Annotated in this window: 19 protein-coding genes; 6 read left to right on the top strand and 13 right to left on the bottom strand. The window is 62.1% G+C overall.

From position 1 onward, the window contains the following. Positions 1-57: 57 nt before the first annotated feature. The 3 genes from B2828_RS13745 to B2828_RS13735 are packed head-to-tail and all read left to right on the top strand — an operon-like array spanning position 58 to position 2,631. Positions 58-603 carry a hypothetical protein gene (locus tag B2828_RS13745; RefSeq protein ID WP_479634332.1) on the top strand — a complete coding sequence of 182 codons (546 nt, stop codon included), beginning with the start codon at positions 58-60 and terminating at the stop codon, positions 601-603. After that, on the top strand, positions 600-1,184 hold the full coding sequence (locus tag B2828_RS13740) for a hypothetical protein (RefSeq protein ID WP_479634331.1): 585 nt from the start codon (positions 600-602) through the stop codon (positions 1,182-1,184). Before B2828_RS13745 ends, B2828_RS13740 begins: the two co-directional genes overlap by 4 nt. 34 nt (positions 1,185-1,218) lie before the next feature. Continuing rightward, entirely contained in the window at positions 1,219-2,631 is a 1,413-nt protein-coding gene (locus tag B2828_RS13735; RefSeq protein ID WP_479634330.1) for an MATE family efflux transporter, read from the top strand. A 47-nt stretch (positions 2,632-2,678) separates the two neighbouring features. On the opposite strand, the gene B2828_RS13730 is transcribed toward B2828_RS13735, so the two are convergent. Next, positions 2,679-3,266, bottom strand: coding sequence for an acyltransferase (locus B2828_RS13730; protein ID WP_479634329.1), 588 nt, complete (start codon positions 3,264-3,266; stop codon positions 2,679-2,681). 12 nt (positions 3,267-3,278) lie between these two features. Further along, the gene (locus B2828_RS13725) at positions 3,279-5,057 is read right to left on the bottom strand and encodes an ABC transporter ATP-binding protein (protein WP_479634328.1); all 1,779 of its coding nucleotides are present in this window, start codon (positions 5,055-5,057) and stop codon (positions 3,279-3,281) included. Between the two features lie 35 nt (positions 5,058-5,092). Here B2828_RS13725 and B2828_RS13720 point away from each other — a divergent pair, with 35 nt between their 5' ends. Next, positions 5,093-5,905 (top strand): DUF502 domain-containing protein, encoded by an 813-nt coding sequence (locus B2828_RS13720; RefSeq protein WP_479634327.1) that lies wholly within the window; start codon positions 5,093-5,095, stop codon positions 5,903-5,905. Positions 5,906-6,014: 109 nt separating this feature from the next. Here B2828_RS13720 and B2828_RS13715 read toward each other — a convergent pair whose 3' ends face one another. From B2828_RS13715 to B2828_RS13700, 4 genes are all read right to left on the bottom strand, one after another. Further along, positions 6,015-7,247, bottom strand: coding sequence for an ABC transporter permease (locus B2828_RS13715; RefSeq protein ID WP_479634326.1), 1,233 nt, complete (start codon positions 7,245-7,247; stop codon positions 6,015-6,017). 25 nt (positions 7,248-7,272) lie between these two features. Continuing rightward, the gene (locus tag B2828_RS13710; RefSeq protein WP_479634325.1) at positions 7,273-8,424 is read right to left on the bottom strand and encodes an efflux RND transporter periplasmic adaptor subunit; all 1,152 of its coding nucleotides are present in this window, start codon (positions 8,422-8,424) and stop codon (positions 7,273-7,275) included. Continuing rightward, a complete protein-coding gene (locus tag B2828_RS13705) occupies positions 8,421-9,053 on the bottom strand; it encodes a TetR/AcrR family transcriptional regulator (protein ID WP_479634324.1) in 633 nt (210 codons plus the stop codon). Before B2828_RS13705 ends, B2828_RS13710 begins: the two co-directional genes overlap by 4 nt. Positions 9,054-9,137: 84 nt before the next feature. Beyond that, a complete protein-coding gene (locus tag B2828_RS13700) occupies positions 9,138-10,169 on the bottom strand; it encodes a dipeptide epimerase (protein WP_479634323.1) in 1,032 nt (343 codons plus the stop codon). On the opposite strand from B2828_RS13700, the gene B2828_RS13695 reads away from it, so the two are divergent. Beyond that, entirely contained in the window at positions 10,168-10,986 is an 819-nt protein-coding gene (locus tag B2828_RS13695; RefSeq protein ID WP_479634322.1) for a M14 family zinc carboxypeptidase, read from the top strand. The genes B2828_RS13700 and B2828_RS13695 overlap by 2 nt on opposite strands. A 74-nt stretch (positions 10,987-11,060) precedes the next feature. Here the strand turns inward: B2828_RS13695 and mutL are convergent, their stop codons facing one another. The 7 genes from mutL to B2828_RS13660 all read right to left on the bottom strand — a co-directional run bounded on the left by mutL (position 11,061) and on the right by B2828_RS13660 (position 18,178). Further along, positions 11,061-12,938, bottom strand: a complete 1,878-nt coding sequence (mutL, locus tag B2828_RS13690) for a DNA mismatch repair endonuclease MutL (protein WP_479634321.1) — start codon at positions 12,936-12,938, stop codon at positions 11,061-11,063. A gap of 79 nt (positions 12,939-13,017) precedes the next feature. After that, positions 13,018-13,725 carry an ABC transporter ATP-binding protein gene (locus tag B2828_RS13685; RefSeq protein ID WP_479634320.1) on the bottom strand — a complete coding sequence of 236 codons (708 nt, stop codon included), beginning with the start codon at positions 13,723-13,725 and terminating at the stop codon, positions 13,018-13,020. Positions 13,726-13,733: 8 nt separating this feature from the next. Further along, positions 13,734-14,504 carry an ABC transporter ATP-binding protein gene (locus B2828_RS13680; protein ID WP_479634319.1) on the bottom strand — a complete coding sequence of 257 codons (771 nt, stop codon included), beginning with the start codon at positions 14,502-14,504 and terminating at the stop codon, positions 13,734-13,736. Next, positions 14,501-15,484, bottom strand: coding sequence for a branched-chain amino acid ABC transporter permease (locus B2828_RS13675; protein ID WP_479634318.1), 984 nt, complete (start codon positions 15,482-15,484; stop codon positions 14,501-14,503). Before B2828_RS13675 ends, B2828_RS13680 begins: the two co-directional genes overlap by 4 nt. A gap of 12 nt (positions 15,485-15,496) precedes the next feature. Beyond that, positions 15,497-16,426 (bottom strand): branched-chain amino acid ABC transporter permease, encoded by a 930-nt coding sequence (locus B2828_RS13670; RefSeq protein ID WP_479634317.1) that lies wholly within the window; start codon positions 16,424-16,426, stop codon positions 15,497-15,499. A 191-nt stretch (positions 16,427-16,617) separates the two neighbouring features. Continuing rightward, positions 16,618-17,043: a type II secretion system protein GspG gene (locus tag B2828_RS13665; protein WP_479634316.1), complete on the bottom strand. Its 426-nt coding sequence runs from the start codon at positions 17,041-17,043 to the stop codon at positions 16,618-16,620. 16 nt (positions 17,044-17,059) lie between these two features. Beyond that, entirely contained in the window at positions 17,060-18,178 is a 1,119-nt protein-coding gene (locus B2828_RS13660) for an ABC transporter substrate-binding protein (RefSeq protein WP_479634315.1), read from the bottom strand. Between the two features lie 188 nt (positions 18,179-18,366). On the opposite strand from B2828_RS13660, the gene B2828_RS13655 reads away from it, so the two are divergent. Then, on the top strand, positions 18,367-19,761 hold the full coding sequence (locus B2828_RS13655) for an aspartate aminotransferase family protein (RefSeq protein ID WP_479634314.1): 1,395 nt from the start codon (positions 18,367-18,369) through the stop codon (positions 19,759-19,761). The last annotated feature ends 12 nt before the right edge of the window (positions 19,762-19,773 follow it).

The raw sequence follows: 19,773 nt of genomic DNA, 5'->3' as shown, positions 1-19,773 counted from the left end.
TGGGTGCTCATCATTTGACATCCCCCGCCGCATGCCTACCATGCACGCTCTTGAAATATGCGCGCCGTGCGTCAATGGCTCTGGATCGGTGTTGAAACCATAGGAGGGTTATCGCTTCTTTGCGCCCTGCTGATGGCCGCGGCGATCGCTTGGTGCGCCTGGGGAATGTCGCCTTACTGCGAAAAAACCAACTCCCTCAAGCCCCGCGACGCTACGGAAATCCTACGCTGGGGAGGCATTGAGCACACCGCCAAGGCCCGGCGCTTTCTTTATTCCAAAATCAGCAGGCGCTCCCTGACCGGGGATCATGCCGATTTCTTCGTGCTCGAAATGGAGCGCTTCCCCCGGCACGCCGCCCTCGAAAGCGGCCAATGGATGGAGGGCCCCCTCGCCGACCCGGCCTCGCAAAAGGCCGTCGATTTTTCCATGAGCTGGGGCGCGGAAGGCTACCCAGATTTTCCGTCCCGCAAAGAGATCGCCGACCAGCCCTACCTCTTTTGCTTTCCCTGGATCAACCTGCATGGCCAGCGCGTCACCGCCGCGATTGTCATGTTCTACGACCCCGCCTCCAAGCGGCTCTTTGTCGTCGACTCCAAAACATGAACGAGGCACCGCTCCCTTCCCTCACCGCCCCTCAACCCGCGCGCTCCAAGTGGCTCGCCCGCTTGCACGTACTCCTGCGGATGGCGGGAATTTTCACCCTCACGGTGTTTCTCCTGAGCGCGTTCCCCATTTTGTGGAAAATCCATCAACACCGGATCCAATCCGCCCAACCGGAAGACTTCACGCACCTTCTCAACCAAGGAAACATCAACCTCAAAACCCGCGTCGAGCGGATCGCGCACGAGCAGAAGCAGGGCGCCAATGAGTTCGTCGAACTGGCGATAACCCCCTTTGCCGATACCGCGCTCGCCCCTTCGGCCTTGGACAAAACCTTCGAGAACGGCTGGCGGCCCCTCTCCACGCTCGATGCCTCGGCTGCCTCGCTGGTGGGCCAGGCCTGCCGGTATGCCCGCTCGGCTGGGGCCAGCTGGTTTCCTACCGAAGAAACGGCGGCATCCGGCTCCATGAGCGTAAATGTCTGGTCAGCCTCGCTCAAACACGGTGAAATGAACGCCGTCAACCTGCTCCTATGCGACCCTCGGGCGGGAAGGCTCTACTCCGCTAATATCCGGATTCGGTAGCGAATCGACCGGAGCAACACCGGAGCCCTTATTAATGAAAACCACCCACCAACCGGGCGGGATGCGGGAACTTCTCGCCATCGCCCTGCCCATGATGGCCTCGACGGCGTGTGAAATGGTCATGACCTTCACCGATCGCCTCTTCCTGGCCAAGCTCGGCAGCGCCCAGATGAATGCCGCGCTCGGGGGCGGCTTGATGAGCTTCCTTTTGGCCACCTTCTTTGCCGGGTTGCTCGGCTACAGCACGGCCCTGGTGGCACAGTACTACGGAGCCCGCCAGAAACAGAACTGCGCCAGAGTCGTCACCCAGGCCTTCCTCATCGCGCTGGTCGCCTACCCGGTCATCTTATTGAGCAGCCCGTTACTGGAGCGGATCTACCGGCACTCCGGCATCGCCCCCGAGCAGCTCGTGCCCCAGTTCCAGTACTTTCGCATCCTCGTCTGTTTCTCCTTCATCGGCCTGCTGCGTGGGGTGTTCTCCGGGTTTTTCTCCGGCATCGCCCGCACGCGCATCGTCATGTGCGCCTCGCTGGTTTCGATGCTCATTAACATCCCTTCCGCTTACGTGCTGATCTTCGGCAAGCTCGGGTTCCCCGCGATGGGCATCCGGGGGGCCGCGTATGGCACCGTCTTTTCCGGCCTGACGGGAGTGGCCATCCTCGCGGGGGCCTATTTCCTAGGGAAAGAACACCGCGAATTCGCCGTCAGCCAGTCGTTCCACGTTGACTGGAGCATCCTCCGCAAGCTGATTAAATTCGGCTACCCGGCGGGGGTGGAGTTCGCGCTCAACTTCGCCGCCTTCAGCGCCATGATCGCCATCTTCCACTCCTGCGGGCAAGTCGTGGCCACGGCGGCGACCGTCACGTTCAACTGGGACATGGTCGCCTTCATTCCGCTGATCGGCATCGAGATCGCCGTGACCAGCCTGGTCGGCCAGCACATGGGGGCGAAATCACCCGACAACGCCCACCGCTCCACCCTCTCGGGGCTGAAAACAGGGCTTCTTTTCTCCGGGACCATGCTCGTCATGTTCCTCTGTTTCCCGGCCTTCCTGGTCAACGTCTTCCGGCCCGACAGCCATTCGGAAATTTTTGAGGAAGCCCTGCCGCTCTCCCTCTTCATGGTGCGATTGGTGGCCCTCTACGTTCTGGTGGAAGCCGTCATCGTCGCTCTGAGCGGAGCGCTCCGGGGCGCGGGCGATACCCAATGGGCCATGCGCATCTCCGTCCTGCTCCACTGGGTGCTCGTGGGGCTGCTTTACGGGCTACTAAAGGTACTCCACGTCTCTCCTCAAACCGCCTGGGTCGTCACGATCATCTGGTTCATGGTCTTCAGCTTGGCCTTCGTAGCCCGCTACCGGGGCGGCAAATGGCGGAAAATCGACATCATCCACGATGGACGCCCGGTGCCGCGCGACGACGGCTTTAGCGAAGCCGCGGAGCTTTAGTCGCCCGGCTTTTTGGGGTCCCGCTGGCGGTACTATCGCAGGCGGTACTATTTGAGGTACTTGACGATCTGCGCCGGGTTCCCCGCCACGATCGCATTCGCGGGCACGTCCTTGGTGACAATCGCCCCGGCGGCCACCACCGAGTTCTCGCCAATGGTCACGCCCTTCAAGATCACCGCCCCCATCCCGATCCACACATTATCCTTGATGCGAACCGGCGCCGTCTTGATCGGCGGGCGCTCGGGCCGGCCTTCGGCAAACGGCGAGAGCGCCATCGCGTCCTGATGCCGCTGCACCGGGTCGATGGGGTGAAAATCGCTGTCGGCGATCCCAACATTCCACGAAATGATGCAGTAGTTGCCGATCTCGATAAGATCCTCCGCCATTACCAGCGCGCCGTTGAGCAGCGTATAGTCGCCCACCGTGCAGCGCCCTTCCTTGCCGATGGAAAACGAGCACCCCGAGTAACACGAACAGTTCTTACCGATCACCAGCCCCGGCCGATGGCGCGAGCGGAAAAACCGGAAAATTTGTGCCGTTTCAAAGTAGCAGCCGTCGCCCCATTCAATCCCTTCGGGGATCGGCTTGCTATACCAGTCCTGTTCCACCGTGCGGTCTGGAAGAATGTTCGTCATAGGAAAAATGATCTACCTGAGATTGGCCGAGTGGTACAGCTCGGCATAAGCGCCACCGCAGCCCACCAACTCCGGCCCCAGGCCCTGCTCCACCACGCCGCCGTTCTTGATCACGACGATCTTGCCAATGGCATGCACCGTGGCGATGCGGTGGGTAATAATAATGGTCGTGCGCCCCTGCATGAGCTCTTTAATCGTCTCCATGATGGCCGCTTCGGTCGTCGGGTCGAGCGCGCTGGTCGGCTCGTCGAGCAGCAGGATTGGCGCGTTTTTCAGGAACGCCCGGGCAATGCCGAGGCGCTGGCGCTGGCCCACGCTCAAGTGCCCGCCGCGCTCGCCCACCTGCGAGGCGTAGCCGTCGGGAAGCGCCATGATGAAGTCGTGCGCCTGGGCTCGTTTCGCCGCCTCAATGATCTCCGCCTCCGTCGCCCCCGGGCGGCTGTAGGCGATGTTCTCGCGGATCGTCGTGGAAAAAAGCAGCGTATCCTGCAACACAATGCTGATCTGGTTGCGCAGCGACTTTTTTGTAATCGCCTTGAGATCGCGCCCGTCGAGCAACACCCGGCCCCGGTTGGGATCGTAAAAACGCGGCACCAGCGAAAGCAGCGTGCTCTTGCCCGCGCCCGTTCCGCCCACAAAAGCCACCGTCTCGCCCGGCCGAACGTCCACATTGACACCGCTCAAAATCAGCCGTTTGTCGTCGTACCCGAAGGCCACGTTTTCGAAGCGGATATTCCCCTCGGTCGAAGTGATTTCCACCGCATCCGGCGCATCCTTCACGTCGTCCTCCCGGTCGAGCACCTCGAAGCAGCGCTGCATCCCCGCAGCCGCCCCCTCCAGCGCCCAGGCCGTGTAAGTCAGCTGCTCCAGCGGCGAGTAAAGCGCCTGCAAGTAAGCCGTGAAAACCGTCAGCGTTCCGAGCGAAAGCGTGGCATCGAGCACATGCAACGAGCCGAGCCCGTACATTGCCGCCGTCCCGAAGGCCATGAGCGTGCTGATCACCAGCGCCGATTTCATGTTCGTCCCGGTCAGCTGGAGATTCGCCTCCAGGCTCTGCCGGGCGCTCTTGTGAAATTGCCGCACCTCCCAGTCCTCCCGCCCGAACGCGTGGACCATCCGCACGGAAGCCAGCCCCTCCTGGGCCACCGTCAGCACCGCACTCTCGCGCTCCTGAATGGTGGTCGATTCCGTGCGAATCCTCAGCGCATAGTAGCGGATCGTGAGGATCATCAGCGGAATAATCCCCAGGGAAACCACCGCAAGCTTCCAGTCAATGCGAACCATCACCACGAACGTCCCCACAATCGTCAGGCCGGACTGGAAAATATTCGTGAACCCCTTGTTATAGATCGTCTGGATCGCCTGCGAATCGTAGGCCACGCGGAAGCTGGAATCCGCCGAGCGCCGGGAATCGTGGAACTTCAGCGGCAGCGATTGCAGATAGGCGTAAAGCTCGGTACGCAGCTTGAGCAGCGCCGAAAGCCCCACCCGGACGAACACCAGGCTCGTCACCAGGTTCAGCAGCCCCGCCAGGAGGTGAAACAACACCATCGCCCCGCAAAGAATAAGCACCACCCGCTGCGGCGAAATCGCCCCAAACCAGTGGGCGATCTGCGCATGAGCCCCGGCATGGTCGGCATCGGCGGGAAACAGAACGCCGTCAATAATGTACTTAAAAGGCCACGGCTTGAGCAGATTCAGCCCGATGGAGCCCAGGGAGAGCGCGGTCGCGAAAAGCGTCTGTCCCAGGAAGGGGCTAAAGTAGGCGAGAGTTCGACGGTAAAGGGACATGCAAAGGAGGCAAAAATGGACCACCCTGCGGCGAAATGCAACGTTTCTTGCCCACCCAGCGGCACGAGCCCAAAATCAAAAATGGACGCCAACCCGGCGAGCGTTTACTTTTCCCCCGGTTGGCCATGCAAATTCCAAAGAACCTCATCGAATTCCAGAAACTCGCCCGTGAGTGGCAGCAAAAAACGGGCGCCGCCGCAACCCAGATTCGCCCCTTCGTCTCCGTTGCGGGGCAAAAAGCCCTCACCGGCGTCGTCGTCGCCATCCCGCTGCTGGCCACCCTCTGGGTCGTGCAGCTGGCCTACAACGCCATCAACAACGTCAGCGCCCCGTTCCTGGAGCAGATCGGCCTGCGGCTCCCGCTGTTGCCGTTTTTCGTCACCCTGGCCGTCTTCATCACCCTCGGCTTCATGGCCTCCAACGTCCTGGGACGGCGCGTCCTGGAGAAACTCGAAGCGGGTCTCCTGCGCGTCCCGGTCGTCGCCACCGTCTACGCGGCGGTCAAGCAAGTCATCGACTCCTTCAAGTCCTTCCACAACATGGAGAACTTCAAGCGGGTCGTCTACCTCGACTACCCCGCCCCCGGCGCGCGCCTGATCGGCTTCGTCACCGGGCAATACTACGACTCCAACCTTGGCGAGGAAATGACCACCGTCGTCATCCCCACCTCCCCCAACCCGATGACCGGCCTGGTCGTCGCCGTCCCCGGGCGACTCCTGACAGAAAGCTCCCTCACCCTGGAAGAAGCCATGAAAATGGTCGTCTCCGCAGGCCTGGTGGCCCCCAAACGCCGCGACGCCATCCCGATCCCGGCCGCCCCGTGTAGCGAAGCCCCCACCGCGCCGTAGCGAGGGAAGGTCCAGCGCTTGCATGAGTCTGCCGACATCCACACCGAGGCGGCGCGCGTAAGCCGACGCTATCGCGCGGTAGCGCGGAAAGGTCCAGCGCTTGCGCTGGTTATTCATAACGGAGGGCCACGATGGGGTCGAGCTGCGCGGCCTTGCGGGCGGGGTAAAAACCGAAGAACACCCCAATCGCCACACTCACGCCAAAAGCCAGAATCACCGAGCCCGGCGACACCACCGCCTTAAAATCCGCGAAAAGCCCCACACATTGCGAAGCCCCCACCCCCACCAGCACCCCGATCACCCCGCCCAGTAGGCTGAGCGTCACCGACTCAATCAAAAACTGAAGCATAATATCGGCCCCCTTGGCCCCCACCGCCACCCGGATCCCGATCTCCCGAGTCCGCTCCGTCACCGAGACCAGCATAATATTCATAATCCCGATACCGCCCACCACCAGCGACATCCCCGCAATCGACGCGAGGAGCAGCGTAATCACCTGCGAAATCGAGCCCACCGTATCGGCGATCTCCTTCTGGTTCATGATCTTAAAATCCGCGTCCGCATCCGCCGCCAAGCGGTGGCGCTGCCGGAGCAGACTCGTCACCTGAGCCTCCGCCCGGTTCATCTCATCGGCTTGGGCCACCTGCAAAGTAATCGCCCGCAAATAACGGGAACCCGTAATGCGCTTCATCGCCGTCGTGTAGGGCACCACCAGCCGGTCATCCTGATCCATCCCCCCCATCCCCGCCCCCTTGGTGCTTAGCACCCCGATAATCACAAACGGGAACCCCTTCACCCGCACCGTCTGGCCCAGCGGATCGACCGGCCCAAAAAGCTGGTTGGCCGTCGTCGAACCAATCACCGCCACCTTCGCCGCGGCGCGCACCTCGCGGTCCGAGAACATCGCGCCCGAAGCCAGCGGCCAGTCGCGAATGGATAGATAACTCTCCCCCTCGCCCGCCACGGTCGTCGACCAGTTGCGCCCATTGGCCAGCGCCTGCGCCGTTGTCGAGACCTCCGGGCTCACATTGGCGATCTCCTTAATCTCCCGTGCAATCGCCCGGGCATCCGCCTCCGTCAGCGTCCCCGCGCTCCCCAGGCCCGAGTTGACCCCGCTCGTGCGCCGGTTCGTGGCAAAAATCGTCAGCACATTCTGGCCCAGCGCGGCAACCTTGGCCTCAATGCGGGCCTGGGCCCCGTTGCCCACCGCCACCATCGCCACCACGGAAGCTACCCCGATAATAATCCCCAGCGCCGTCAGAATCGAGCGCAGCTTATTGCGCCGCAGAGCGCGCAGCGCCGTGCGGGCCGTCAGCCAGGGACGAAAAGAGATCAGTTGCATCGGCTAGAGTTCCAGAGGCTAAAAGCTACATCTGAGGCGGCGGCCCGCCCCGGTTGGGCGATTTGCCCGTGGCCGACGACGAACCGACCACCACCTGAGTCCCCTCGCCCAGCCCCTCCACCACCTCGGTCTGCATCCCGTCGGTAATGCCCACCGTCACCGCCGCCACCTTGAGCGTCCCCGGGGCGCTTCCCGGCAGATAGACGAGCCGTTTCCCGCTCCGGCCCGGCTTGATCTTGGCCGCCTCGGCGTTTTCAAATTTCACCCGCTCCGGCGGCGTGAACCGCAGCGCTGCGTTGGGAATTACGAGCGCCCCCTTGCGCTCCGCAACCAGGATCGAGACCTGCGCCGTCATGTTGGGAAAGAGCTTTTTCTCCGGATTGGAAACGTCCACCACCGTGTCGTAAGTCACCACATTGTCCGAACAGGTCCCCGAGAGGCGCACTTGCGAAACCAGCCCCGCGAAGCTCTCGCTGGGGAAAGCGTCCACGTTGAACTCCGCCTTCTGCCCCGCCTTCACCAGCCCGATATCGGCCTCGGAAACGTTCGTAATGATCCGCATCTTACGAATGTCCTGCGCGATATTGAATAACACCGGGGTCGTCATCGTCGCGGCGACCGTCTGCCCCACATCCACCTTGCGCGTCACCACGATCCCATCGACCGGCGCGGTAATCCGGCAATACCCCAGATCCGCGTTCGCCTTGTCGAGCAGCGCCTGGTTGACGTCCACCGTCGCCTTGGCCTGTCGGTATTCCGCATCGGCCGTGTCGAGGTCGGACTTCGGCGCGGCCTTGCGCTCGTAGAGGCTCCGCTCCCGCTCCAGCACGATCCGCTTCAAGTCCAGCGCCGCCTTGGCGCTCTCCAGATTGCCCCGGGCCTGGTCCACGGTGGCCTGGTAGGTGGCCGGTTCGATCTGCGCAATGAGGTCGTCCTTCTTCACGAGCGAATTATAATCGGCATAGAGCGCCTGAATGCGGCCCGAGATCTGGCTGCCCACGTCCACGCTCACCACCGCGTTGAGCGTCCCGGTGGCCGTTACATACTGGGTGATATCCCCACGCCGGGCGGGCGAGGTGTCAAAGGTGATCTTGCCGCCATGGCCCTTGTGGCAGCCCACCAGGGACATTGCGATAAGCCCGAGCGAGACGGCGGGAATGAGAATGGGGAATTTCATGGCATGGGGTGGGGCGCGCCGTGGAGTCGGGCCCCGTTGAGAAAGAGATCGAAAATAAACTCCGGCTCATCCGTAAGCGGCGTGCCGTTAAAGCCGAGTTCGTGGGTCGTGTGGATCACCGCCCCCAGCAGCACGTTCGCAAAAGCCCGACTGTTGCCCGGGCGGATCAGCCCCCGCTCCTGGGCGCATTCCACCAGCCGGTAAAGCGCCGCATGGTGCCGCTGGATAATCTGGTGCACCGCCTCCCAGTCTTCGTCCGGATTCTGCTCGCCCGGATGGTGGCGCCGGAGCACCTCGAAAAACTCCCGGTTGCGGTCGTTGAACTCGCACTGCGCCCGGATCGCCTTCTGGAGCCCCTCCAGGGGATCGGAAACCGACCGCCCCGCCTCCTCAATCCCCTCCACCATCTCCGTGAGCTTGCGCCGGAAAAGCGCGGAGTAGAGCTGGTTCTTATCTTTAAAATAGAGATAGAGCGTGCCGGGGGCGAACTCCGCCTCCTGGGCGATCTGGTCCATCGAAGCCCCATGGAACCCGCGCAACGCAAAAATGCGCTCGGCGGCATCGAGAATGGCCCGGCGACGTTGCAATTTTTCGCGTTCGCGGCGCGAAACGGGAGAGAGTTCGCTCACAAGATGAACGCTGATTCATTTTCTGAGCGGTTTCAACATTATTATTGTTAAGATTTGTTAAGAAAATCGGCCAGGGACGCCGTTTCAAAGCGTTCCCACCGGTTCCACCCCAAAGCCCGCTCCCGGCCCAGGCGTCAGCACCCCGCGCACCAGCGGCAACCCCGCGAACGGGTCATCCCTCAGCAGCCAGGCCCCGTCAAGATCCGCATAATCCGTAAGCTGGGCGACCACCGCTCCCGCGGCGATTAACAGACTACTCTCCAGCATGCACCCCACCATCGTCCGGAGCCCCAGCTCCCGGCCCCGGCGGGCCATCGCCAGCGCGGGCGTAAGGCCTCCGCATTTCACCAGCTTGATATTAAAGCCCGAGAAGCGCCCCGGCATCCGATCCACATCGCCCTCGCTCACGCAGCTTTCATCGGCCAGCACGGGAAGAGTCGACCCGGCCCGCCACTGCGGCAACCGCACATCGTCGGAAGGGGCCAGCGGCTGCTCCACAAAAAGCACCCCCGCGCGCTCCGCCTCACGCAGCACCGCCGCGCCATCCACCGCCCCCCACGCGGCATTGGCATCCACCGCCACCGCCGCGCCCGTTTTTTCCATTACCGCGCGGACCGGCGCAAAGTCGGCCCGCGCATCAGACTTCACCTTTACCAGAGGAAACCCACGCAACTCCGCCATTTTTCTCCCAAGCTCCTGCGCATCCGAGAGGCCGATGGTGCAAAACGTCCGGACCGGCTCCGCGTCATGCCCCAGGGCCAGCCTCGCAATGGAAATCCCCTTTTTGCGCGCCAGCCAGTCCCAGAGCGCCAGATTGAGCGCACACTGGGCCGCCCGCGACGGGGCCAGGTAATGCCACGACTCCGCCCAGAGCGCGCCGATCTCCTCCACGCTCTCCACCCGCACCCCCTCCAGCCACGGCATCGCCGCCTGGAGCTGCACCTCCACCTGCTCCGCCGTTTCGCCGTAATAGGCGTTGGGCGAGGCCTCACCCCAACCCGAAACTCCCTCCGAGTTCACTTCGATGAACCCGTTTTGCACCTCCGCCCTTGCAGCGCGGCTAATTCGGAAGACATTACGTGGGTATAAGCGTTTGAGAACGACGCGTCCTTTCATGGCTGACCTTTCTACGTCCAACACCAGTCCGAACCGGTGGCTTTTTACCCGCCAGATCGGAACTTCCCGGGAGAACCGCCCCATTCTGCTCCACGAAACCGCCCCATTCAAGGCCGCGTCCGGGGGGACGCTCCTGATCGGGGGGGTTCACGGCGACGAACGGGCGACCATCCACTTGCTTCTCTCCTTTCAGGATCGGCTCCTGAGGGAGAACCGCGTGGACCTGGCCACGCTCCCCATCGGCATCATCCCGCTGGCCAACCCGGACGGTTTTGTGAAAAAAAGCCGTGTCAACGCCGCGGGCGTGGACCTCAACCGCAACTTCGACGCCGGTTGGAGCCCCAAGGGCGAGGAGCCGCCGGGGCCGGAACCGTGGTCGGAACCGGAGACCCGCGCGCTGAGGGATTTTATCGAATACCAGCGCCCGCACAAAATCATCGCCCTCCACTGGGCGCTCGGGGAAGTAGACCCAGACGGCGCGCAATCCCTCCCCCTGGCCCGAGCCATGTGGGATGCGCTCTCCCCGTCTGACCGAGCCCCCTACCGCCTGCGCGAAGGGGGCAACCCATGCCCCGGCTCGCTGGGGCAATGGTGCGGCAAAGCGCTCCATTACCCGGACGGCACCGCGCCCGCCATCGTCACCCTTGAGCTTCCCTTCGACCCGGCCATTCCGCGCCCCGATCCGCTCCCGGCGAATCACCTGGAGCACCTGGAGCGCCACTGGCAAAACGACGCCCAGGCCTACCTGGCCGCCACGCAACGGGCCGTGCACAAAATGCTCGCGGCGGCCTGCCGGTTTAACGCCTCCAAGGGGTAGGAACGAAGAAAGATACAGGCACGAAGCAGCGCCTCCTTTTTGCGTTTTTTGCGCCTTTTTGCGGCTAAAAAAAACTACGCCTTGCGCCCGAATTTCTTCTCCAGCTCGGTGTAGGAAATCTGGATCATCGTCGGGCGGCCATGGGGGCAGCAGTAGGGCAGCTCACATTGCAGCAAGTCCTCGATTAACCGGATCATCTCCGGCTCGCGCAGCGTATCGTGCGCCTTCACCGCATGGCGGCAGACGGTCTTCGCGATCACATCCTCGCCCAGGCGCAGCTTGGAGGTCTGCGAACTGATCTCGCGCAGTTCGTCGATGATGTCGTGGAGCAGCTGCTGCGGCTCGCTGGACTGCACAAATTGCGGAATGGCATCGAGCTTCCACGTCCCGGTGCCGAAGCCCTCCACGCCAATGCCCATCTTCTGGAGCGTGGGCAGATTCTGCGCCACCCAGTCGCTATCGCGCGGCGCGAGCTGGAGCGTGAGCGGCATGAGCAGCCGCTGGCTGGGCACCCCCACCTGCTCCATCCGGCGGCGCAGTTCCTCAAAAAGAATCCGCTCGTGCGCCGCATGCTGATCCACCAGCACCAGCCCGCCCGCGCTCTCCATCAGGATATAGAGCCGCCCCAGCACGCCCAGGATGCGGAATTGCTGCGGCTGCGGTTTCGGCTCCGGCACGGCCAGCGGCTCGGGGCCCCTGGGCGCGGCGGGAACCTCCGGCGCCGAGGTCACGGTGACCGGCGAAAGCGGCGGCTCTTTGAACTCGCTAAAATCCTTAAACGTCGAGGGAACCCGAACCTCCGGGAACGGCTCCGGAAAGCGCGTCAACCCCGCGGGCAGGCGCGGCGGCGGCAGTTCCTCCACCGCCATGCCGGGGAGCGGCAGCGGTTCAGGCCGGGGCGGCTCCGGGCGCACCGGGAGCCGCTCGGCGGGAGCAGCAAACGCCCCCTGCCAATCGGCGCGGTCGCCCTCCAGCGCGCGCGCCACCACCTCCACGAGCGCCTCGCGGATCACCGAAGGCTCGCGGAAACGGACCTCGCGCTTGGCGGGATGCACGTTCACATCCACCGCCGCCGGGTCCATCTCAATAAAAAGGAACGTCACCGGGTACTGCCCCTTCATGAGCGCCGTGTGGTAGCCCTCGCGCAGGCCGTGGTTGATCGTCAGATTCTCCACCGCACGCCCGTTGACGAAGACCAACTGTTGCGCGCGGGTCGAGCGGGTCACGCCCGGCTTGCCGATGTAGCCGCGAATGGCCAGCCCGTCGAACACCGCCTCGGGAATTTCGAGCAGCGCGTCGGCCAGCGCCCCGCCGTTGAGATCGCGGATGCGCTCCCGCAAATTCGCCGCCGGAGGAAGTTGAAAGACGGTCCGGTCATCCGTCAACAGCGTGAAACCGACCTCCGGATGCCCCAACGCCTGGAGCCGAAGCTGCGCCTCGACATGGCTCGCCTCGGTGTTCTCCGTACGCAGAAACTTGCGCCGCGCGGGCAGGTTAAAAAACAGCGAGCGCACCTCGATCTGCGTCCCGGGGGCATCGCCGCCATCGCGCACATACTCGACGCGACCTCCCGTCACGAGAATCTCCGTCCCCGCCACCGCGCCCGGCTCGCGCGAGGAAAGGCGGAAGCGCGAAACGCTGGCAATGCTCGGGAGCGCCTCGCCGCGGAAGCCGAGCGTATGAATGGAAGCCAGATCAGCCCCCGTGCGGATCTTGCTGGTAGCATGGCGCTCCAGGCAGAGCAGCGCGTCATCGCGGTCCATGCCCGAGCCGTCGTCCACCACGCGAATCAGCGAAATGCCCCCTCGGCGCATCATCACCTCGATGTGCTTGGCCCCGGCATCGAGCGAATTCTCGACCAGTTCTTTAACCACCGAGGCGGGGCGTTCCACCACCTCGCCCGCCGCCACCTGGCTGGCCACTTCTTCGGATAGGAGATGGATGCGACTCATTGGGGGAAAGAGACTAGCAGGAACCCGGGCTCGCGGGAAAAAGAATCTTTCCTCTCCCCTGTCTCCGCGTCTTCCGCCCCTACCCGCCCAGGTAACATTCCTTCACCTGCGGGTCCTCGCGGAGCTTGGCGGAAGCATCGGAGAGGATAATCCGCCCCGTCTCCAGCACATAGCCGAACTGCGAAATTTCCAGCGCCAGGTTGGCATTTTGCTCCACCAGCAGCACCGTGATGCCGAGGTTTTTGTTCACCTCGACGATCTTCTCGAAAATCGTCTTCACCAGGAGCGGCGCGATGCCCAGCGAGGGCTCGTCCAGCATCAGGCAGCGCGGTTTGCTCATCAGCGCGCGGCCAATGGCCAGCATCTGCTGTTCACCGCCCGAAAGCGTCCCCGCGCTCTGGGCTTTGCGCTCCTTGAGCCGGGGGAAAATGTCGAAAATATAGTCGAGATCCCCCCCGAACGCCTTCCGATCGTTGCGCCGATAGGCTCCCATGAGCAGGTTCTCCATCACCGAGAGATTGGCAAAAATCATCCGCCCCTCCGGCACATGGCAGAGCCCCCGGCCCACGATCTTGTGCGGGGCGAGATGCACGATCTCCTCACCGTCGAAAACAATGCTCCCTTTTTGCGCCCGCGTAATGCCCGAGACCGCCCTCAGCGTCGTCGACTTCCCCGCGCCGTTCGCGCCGATGAGCGTCACAATGCTCCCCTTGGGCACGTCGATATTGATCCCGTGCAGCGCCGTAATGGCCCCGTAGTTAACATGGAGATCGCGGATTTGCAGCATTGGTTCGTTTATTCCCCCAGGTAAGCCTCAATCACCTTCCGGTCATTGCGGATCGCCTCCGGCGTCCCCTCGGCGATTTTCACACCGTAGTCGATCACCGCGATCCGCTCGCAAATGCCCATCACCACCCGCATGTCGTGCTCCACGAGCAGCACGGCGAGCTGGAATTTCTCCTGCGCAAACCGGATGAGGCGCATCAGCTCCCCCTTCTCCGTCGGGTTCATCCCGGCAGCCGGTTCGTCCAGCAGGAGCAGCTTGGGCCGAGTCGCCAGAGCGCGGACGATTTCCAGCCGCCGCTGGTCGCCATAGGGCAGGCTCGTGCACTCCGCGTTGCGTAGGTGGGAGAGGTGGAAAATATCGAGTAACCCATCGACGCGCTCCGCGATCTCCGCCTCCTCCCGCGCGAACGCCCCGCCGCGCCAGAGCGCATGCGAAATGCCGTGCTTGAGGTGCAGATTGCAGGCAGCCCGGACGTTGTCAAAGACGCTCAGCGACGAAAAAAGCCGGATATTCTGGAACGTTCGCGCAATGCCCCGCGCGGTAATCTGGTAGGGCTTGTGGCCGACCACCGACTGGCCGTCGAACCAGATGTCGCCATCAGTGGGCTGGTAAACGCCGGTGATCAGGTTGAAAATCGTCGTTTTGCCCGCACCGTTCGGCCCGATGAGGCCCACGAGTTCGCCTTCGTGAATACGCAAATCGAGTTCGGAGACGGCCTTCAAACCGCCGAACTGCACCGTGCATTGATCGACCTCTAACAGCGCGCTGCTGACACTCATGCCGCCGCCCCCTTCCCACGCTTAAGCCACTTGGTCAGCCGCCCGCCCGTCGAAAAGAGCCCCTGGGGCCGCAACAGCATCAGCGCAATTAAAAGCAGCGAGTAGAGAATCATCCGGTTCTGGATCAGCGGCCGGATCGCCTCCGGCAGCGCCGACCAGCTCCCCAGGGCCCGGAGCCCCTCCGGCAAAATCGTCAAGAGCACGGCGGCGATGATCACCCCCGGCGTGTTCCCCATCCCTCCCAGGATCACGATCACCACGATATCCACCGAGCGCAGATAGCCAAAGCCCTCCGGGTGGATGAACTGCTTAAAATGCGCGTAAAGCCCGCCCGCGATCCCCGCGAAGAACGCCGCCACCACGAACGCGAGCACTTTATACTTCGTGGCATTAATCCCCATCGCTTCGGCGGCCACCTCGTCGTCGCGCACCGTCAGGAATCCGCGCCCATAGGTGGAGTGGACGAGAAACACGACAACGTAGATCGTCAGCGCGACGGAAAGGAACGTCCAGAAAAAGTCCGTCGTGTGCACCGGGATCGAGAGCCCTCGCGCTGCCCCCACCGCCTCGACGTTTTCAAAAACCACGCGGATAATCTCCGCAAAACCAAGGGTGACAATGGCCAGGTAATCCCCCTTAAGCCGCAGCGACGGCCCGCCGACGAGCAGCCCCGCCAGAGCCGCGCTCAGCCCGCCCACCAGCAGCGCGCCGATAAAAATAAGACTCTCCCCGCGCGCATGCGCCCCAACGCTCAGCGTCACCATTGCGCTGGCATAGGCCCCCACCGACATAAACCCGGCGTGCCCCAGCGAAAACTGCCCCGTGTACCCCGTCACCAGGTTCAGGCTCACCCCGAGGATGATATTGATGCCGATGGTAATGAGGATGTCGTAGTAGTACGGATTGATCGCTCCCTGGAAACGGGAAATCACCCATGCGGCGAGAATCGAAAGCAGAAGCCAGGTCTTGGGGCGGTTCATAAGCCAGCGTGCTTAAACTTTCTCCTTTTCGATTTTCCCAAAGAGCCCGTTGGGTCGGAAGAGCAGAATGAAAATCAGCGCCGCGAACGCAATGGCGTCCCGGTACATGGGCGAAATATAGCCGACCACCATTGTTTCGAGCACCCCCAGGAGCAGCCCGCCGACCACGGCCCCGGGCAGGTTCCCGATACCGCCCAGCACCGCCGCGACGAAGGCCTTGATGCCCGGCAGAATGCCCATCAGCGGATCAATGCTCGGGTAGTTGATCGCATTCAAGATCCCCGCCGCAGCCGCCAGCGCCGACCCGAGCCCGAAGGTGAAGGCGATAATGACATCGTTGTTGATCCCCATGAGCGAGGCGGCGGTCGTGTTGTACGAAAGCGCCCGCATCGCCGTCCCCATCCGGGTCTTCATAACGATGTAGCGCAGGGCCACCAGCAGAACGATCGTCGTGACGAAGACCACGATCTGGTTCATGAAAATACTCAAATCCCCGATGTCGATGGTTCGATCGGGGAGAATATCAGGAAAGGACTTCGGATCGGCCCCGAAGAGGTACTGGCCGAAGTTTTCGAGGAAAATGGAAACGCCAATGGCAGTAATGAGGACCGTCAGCCGAGGGCGATTGCGCAACGGGCGGTAAACCAGCCGTTCGATCAGAATGCCCAGCACGGCGCAAACGACCATCGAGATGAGCATCACGACGAGCCCCCCGGCGGTCGTGTTCCAGTTGAACTTCGAGGGATCCTGGCCCGGCGGAATCACCTTCCAGACCCAGGGCGTCACATACAGGCCGACGAACGCGCCGACCATGTAAATATCGCCGTGCGCGAAATTGATAAACTTGAGCACCCCATAAACCATGGTGTACCCCAGCGCGATCAAGGCATAGATGGAGCCGAGCGCGAGGCCGTTAATGAGTTGCTGCAAAAACTGGATCACTGAAGCTTAGGTTAAAATCAGGTCAAAATGAGGGGCTCGGCCTGCCTAAGTCAAGACTGAGCATGCCCTTGCGCCTAGAAGTGGCAAAAAAAGTGCAACATACGGGCTAGAAGGCACGCACCCACCACCGTCCCAAACAGAAGGAGCAATCCCCATATCGGGTTTGTCTTTATAAAACTAAACGCCGCAGGCTACTGCCAACTGGAAACATCATCCGATCCCCAGGCTCCCCCTTCATCGGTTTTATTCGCACCGCATGAATACGCCCAAGCGTAGCCAGATTTCGTCGCCCCAATGCGATATGGCGTGCCCCAGGGATCAAGCAGCTCCCCTTTTAAATTCAAATGCCTCGATCCCGGTTCATAAAACCTAATGTCCTTCAGATTCTTTCCCCGAAGAGCTGCCAATACTTCAGCACCGCTGCCTTTTGGCATCACCCCATACTCGAAATAGTAGGCATTTAGGGCATAAACGATCTCATCCAAGCTATGGCGAGCGGCAAGTTCTTTTCCATGCCAAATAGGGCAACGGAGACCATCGAAACTCAAACTCAACAGAAAAAGCAGGAAAAGAACAATCAATCCCCAGCCCAGCCAATCTATTTTGGCTTTCTGCACGGTTTATCCTTTTCTCTTACGGCGCGACGTTCTCCACAAACTTAAACCGCCCCTCGCCGATGGTCTGCACGACCGCTGGTTTGCTGGCGTTGCGGTTCGCGTCGAGCGTGATCTTGCCCGTCACGCCGGAGAAATCTTTCGTGATCGCCACCGCGTCGCGGATCGCCTTCGGGTCGGTCGATTTCGCCCGTTCGATCGCCTGCGCCAGCAAGCGCATCGTGTCGTAGCCGAGAGCCGCCTGGCAGTCGGGCACGGCGCCAAATTTCGCCTTGTAGTTATTGATGAACGCCTGGACCGCCGGGTCCTGGTTATCCGCCGAGAAGTGGGTGGAGAAGAAGCAGCCGTCCAGCGAGGTCCCCGCCACCTTTAGGAGCGCGTCGCCCTCCCAGCCGTCGCCGCCCATCATGGGGGCCTTGATGCCGAATTGCCGGGCCTGTTTGCCCACGAGCGCCACCTCATTGTAGTAGCCGGGGAGGAAAATCACGTCCGGCTTGGTCGATTTGATCGAGGTCAGCTGGGCACGGAAATCCTTGTCGCCGCTGCTGTAGCTCTGCTCCTTGACGATCTGCCCGCCGTTTTTGGTGAAATTCTCTTTAAAATACTGCGATAGGCCCTTGCTGTAGTCCTGCTTTTCGTCCGTGAGGATGGCCGCCTTTTTGTAGCCCTTTTCCAGCGCGAAGCGGGCCATGACCTCTCCCTGGAAGGAATCCAGGAAGCAGGTGCGGAAGATGTAGTCGCCGATCTCCGTCACCTTCGGGTTCGTCGAGCCGGGGGAAATCATCGGGATTTTATTTTCCTGGCAGATCGGGCCGCCTTCGAGCGAGCGGGAGGAGGCGAATTCCCCCAGAATGGCACACACCTTGTCGTTGGCGATTTGTTTGCGAACAATGGTGGCTGATTCGCCGGGCGTCGAGCGGTCGTCGTCCACGATCAGCTTGACCGGCTTGCCCAGCACCCCGCCCGCCTTGTTAATCTCCTCCATGGCCAACTGGATGGCGTTGGTCTGGGAAATCCCGAAGCTGGCCTGGCCGCCCGTGAGGGAGGCGTAGACCCCGATCTTGATTTCATCCTGGGCGTAAACGGCGGCCCCTAGAGCGATCAAGGCGGCCATGGCGAAAAAAGAGATGCGTTTCATAGCGAAAATCAGCGGAGGGCGTTTTGGTGCAACGTCAGCGGGCGAGGATAGCGCCCTCGGGTAAAACTGCAAGCGCGCAGGGCCCCTCGGGTGAGGGATTTTTCCCGGCAAAAAGCTCCGGCTTTTCCCGGATGTTTTTTCCAGTTGGAACTCCGCCGGATCGGTCTACCATAGTTACCTTCCAAATTATGCCTCTAGACCTCAAGCAACTCGTCACCGAGCGGCTCGGCGAGAACTACGATCTCCACGAACGCTACGTGAACCAGACCCTCGTCCAAGTACAGCGCACCATCGGGTTCGACAAAATCTACGCCCGAGCCGAGGGGGCCTACCTCTACGACCGGGAGGGGAACGCCTACCTCGATTTCCTCAGCGGCTACAGCGTCTACAACATCGGCCGCAACCATCCGGTGGTGAAAAAAGCCATCCAGGACGTGCTGGACATGGACCTGCCCAACATGGTGCAGATGGACTGCGCCCTCTTGAGCGGCCTCCTGGCCGAGGCGCTCGTCAAGAAGCTCGATAACCACCTCAACGCCGTCTTTTTCTGCAACTCCGGCACCGAGGCCAACGAAGGAGCCATCAAATTCGCCCGGGCCGCCACGGGGCGCGAGGGGATGATCTCCCTGGCCAACGCCTTCCACGGCCTCTCCATGGGCTCGCTTTCCATGATGGGCTGCGAGAGCTTCCGCGAAGGCTTCGGGCCCTACCTGCCCGGCTGCGACCGCGTGGCCATGGGGGACCTTCAAACGCTGGAGGCGCTCCTTTCCACGCAAAAATACGCCGCGCTCGTCATCGAAACCGTCCAGGGCAAGGGCGTCCACTATCCCGAGGGGGATTTCTTCCAGCAGGCCCAGGCGCTTTGTCGCAAATACGGCACGCTGCTCATCTCCGACGAAGTGCAGACCGGCCTCGGGCGCACCGGAACGTGGTTCGGCTACCAGCAGTGGGGCCTGGAGCCGGATATCATCACGCTAGCCAAGTCGCTCAGCGGCGGCTACGTCCCGTGCGGGGCCATCGTCATGCGGCGCTCCATCTACCAGGGCACCTTTAGCGACCTGAAACGCTGCGTGGTCCACTCCTCCACCTTTGGCCGCAATAACCTGGCCATGGCGTGCGGCCTGGCCACCTTGCAGGTCATCGAGGATGAGAAGCTCGTGGAAAACAGCGCCAAAATGGGCGCGCTGCTCATGGAAAAGCTCAACGCGCTCAAAGCCCGGCACTCCGTCATCAAGGAAGTACGCGGCAAGGGGCTCATCATCGCCATCGAATTCCAGGAACCGAAGGAATTTGCCCCGAAGATGGGCTGGAAGCTCCTGCACAAGATGGAGACCGAGCTGTTCACACAGATGGTCGTCACCTCGCTGCTGAGCCGCCACCGGGTGCTCTCGCAAATCGCCGGTCACGCCGTGGACATCGTCAAAATTCTCCCGCCGCTCATCATTACAGAGAAGGAAGTCGATCTTTTCGTCAACGCATTCGATTCCGTCTTAAGCCTGTGCAGCAAATTCCCGGGCCCGATCTGGGAGCTTGGGGGGAATTTCATGAAAAGCTCGCTGAAAAAAGTCGGCTCCAGGAGCTAAGCGCCCAGGCGC

The organism is Spartobacteria bacterium UBA695, assembly GCA_002298145.1.
Taxonomy (GTDB): Bacteria; Verrucomicrobiota; Verrucomicrobiia; order Chthoniobacterales; family Chthoniobacteraceae; genus UBA695.
This window is presented reverse-complemented; position numbering and strand designations above follow the sequence as displayed.